This window comes from Lacticaseibacillus salsurae, assembly GCF_045862175.1.
Taxonomy (GTDB): Bacteria; Bacillota; Bacilli; order Lactobacillales; family Lactobacillaceae; genus Lacticaseibacillus; species Lacticaseibacillus salsurae.
The window spans coordinates 1-2260 of record NZ_BAAFZI010000119.1 but is presented as its reverse complement, the minus strand read 5'-3'; the positions used below and the strand labels follow the sequence as shown (position 1 = coordinate 2260).

Here is a 2260-nt window from a genome sequence, read left to right as displayed (position 1 = left end):
GTAAGCACCCAATAACAGACCGTCTTGAAAATCAATAGAGGCCCGTTCCCAGATTCAGGGAAGCGGACCTCTTTGCTTTAAGCGACGGTCGATTGGGCGGTACCGGTAAATGTTTGGTTCCAAGGCAAACAGGCCTCCAGTTGTTCCTCAGTTGGAAACTCAGGTAGCTGACTCAGTTGTTCAAGTAAAAGCCGAATATACGCGCGCGGATCGAGGCCGTTGGCCTTTGCCGTTTCGATTAGGGTCATCCAGATGGCGTTGGCATCGGCGCCGGCGGGACTGGTCGCAAAGAGCCAGTTTTTACGTCCAATCACGAATGTCTTCATTGCACGCTCCGCCGCGTTATTGCTCAACTCCAGCTCGCCGTACTCTAACACCCGGTTCAAAGAACGTCTCTGATTCTGCGCGTATGTCACTGCTTTTCCAAGCGTCGACTTCAGCGGGATGTCTGCTGCGTCACACCAACTCCAGAACTCATCGATCACCGGTCGAAGGTGCGCGTCTCGCTGTTGTCGCCGCACTTTTGCGTCTAAACTTGTCCAGCTTTTTTCTAGCGCAAACATCTGATTGAGCAGTTTTAACGGAACTGTCTCGTGAAGCGTACCACTCTTTTTGGCGTCGTCGAAGAATTTGCGCCGAACGTGAGCCCAGCATCCTGCACGGTCAATCTCAGTGAGCGCGTTATAGCCTGCATAGCCGTCGCACTGAAGTACGCCGCTGAAATTAGTATACAGGCTCTTGGCAAATTTGCCGGAGCGCGTGTCACCATATGCGTAGAATACAACTTGCTGCGGAGCCATTTTGATACTACGCTTCACCCAGATATATGACTTGCTTTGCGCGGTCTTGCCCGGCTCTCGAAGCACCTGGAACGGCGTTTCGTCACCCTGCAAGAAAGGTTGCACGCTGAGCACTCGGCCAAGCAAATCGTAGACCGGCTGAACGAGCCTTGCGGCGCCAATCACCCAGTTAGCCAGTGTCGTTTCACTGATCAGAACGCCCGCGCGGGCCCACTCGTGTAACTGGCGGAAAAGTGGTGAGGCCATGGTGTACTTCTGATGTAACACCTCCGCAACCAGCGATGGGGTCGCCATACTATGCGGAAATAGCGCCCTTGGCGCTTCCGCTTGATAAAGATGGGAGTCGCCGTCCGCTTCTTCGCAAGCCACGCACTTGTAGGTTTGCTCGAAAATTTGATTTTGGTACAGGCGCCCTGGCACGTGTTCAATTTCAGTGCGCACGAAATGTTTCCCGACCGCTACGAGCTGGTGGCCGTGCTCACAAACTGACGCTTCACGTGTGATGATCGTTTCTTCAACGGGTAAGTCGGCGGCAATGCCTTCTGACCGCTTACGTTTTGGCTTACGCGGTGACGCTACGACTTCTTCTTCGCTTTGACGACCAGTCTGCTCTGGTTCGGTAAAAACACTAGGATCCTCCAACAGCGACAACTGATTAGGATCAGTCATCTTCTCTGAACGAACGCCATAGAGTTTCCGATTAAGGAATGCCACTTGCTCCTTTAGGAGCTGGATTTCCTTGAGTGCCTGCGCTAACAGGTCTTCAGTCGTTTGTGTCATTGCGCTACCTTTGTTTCGTTGTCGTTGAAGGGAGCTTACCACTAATGAAACCGTTTGAACAGTACTAACGAGATGTTTTTTTGCTTGGCCGATTGTGCTTGATGGTTGATTCCAATCCCCAACCTGATAGTAGTCGTTGGAGCTGCTTCGGGTGGAGCCTTCTCACCTCTTTTTGTGTTGTCGGCCACTGAAGTCGGCCGTTTTCGATACGCTTGTATAATAAGAGAAACCCGTCACCGTCCCAGTAAAGTGCTTTGAAGCGGTCCTTGCGAGTGCCGCAGAACAGAAATAGTGCACGACTGTATGGATTCAATTCATACTGGTCACTGACGACGCCCGCAAGGCCATCGATTCCACGGCGCAGGTCTGTTTTGCCGCAGATCAGGTAAATTCCACTAAGCTTGCGCAGGTCAATGAGCATCGCTAAACACCGCCTTCAAAACAGCATCCAGGATGTAGCTGTTAACGCGGTTGTAAACAATCATGGTTTTGTTATCGTCAATCTTAATCTGAAAGGCCTTAGTTGCTGGCCCCGGTTGCGGCCGCTGCGTACCGTCCAACTTGATACGAACAATCTCGGGTTGATCTTCGTCCATATAAATACCTCACCATTCTTATGATGAGGTCATGATACCGCTTGGCAATTGAGAGGGATAGGCGGTCTGTTATTAGGTGCTTAC

General features: G+C 51.6%; 3 protein-coding genes. All 3 read right to left on the bottom strand.

Annotated features, from left to right (window positions below):
* Positions 1-77: 77 nt before the first annotated feature.
* Positions 78-1580 carry an IS66 family transposase gene (gene tnpC, locus ACKTSG_RS14095; RefSeq protein WP_407895647.1) on the bottom strand — a complete coding sequence of 501 codons (1503 nt, stop codon included), beginning with the start codon at positions 1578-1580 and terminating at the stop codon, positions 78-80.
* Between the two features lie 64 nt (positions 1581-1644).
* On the bottom strand, positions 1645-2001 hold the full coding sequence (gene tnpB / locus ACKTSG_RS14090) for an IS66 family insertion sequence element accessory protein TnpB (RefSeq protein ID WP_125708930.1): 357 nt from the start codon (positions 1999-2001) through the stop codon (positions 1645-1647).
* Positions 1991-2176: a hypothetical protein gene (locus tag ACKTSG_RS14085; protein WP_056964394.1), complete on the bottom strand. Its 186-nt coding sequence runs from the start codon at positions 2174-2176 to the stop codon at positions 1991-1993. The genes tnpB and ACKTSG_RS14085 overlap by 11 nt, the downstream gene beginning before the upstream one ends.
* Between the last annotated feature and the right edge of the window lie 84 nt (positions 2177-2260).

Coding starts and splice junctions, on each gene's coding strand:
- ACKTSG_RS14085 (WP_056964394.1), bottom strand. CDS start 2,176: ATGGACGAAGATCAACCCGAGATTGTTCGTATCAAGTTGGACGGTACG.
- tnpB (WP_125708930.1), bottom strand. CDS start 2,001: ATGCTCATTGACCTGCGCAAGCTTAGTGGAATTTACCTGATCTGCGGC.
- tnpC (WP_407895647.1), bottom strand. CDS start 1,580: ATGACACAAACGACTGAAGACCTGTTAGCGCAGGCACTCAAGGAAATC.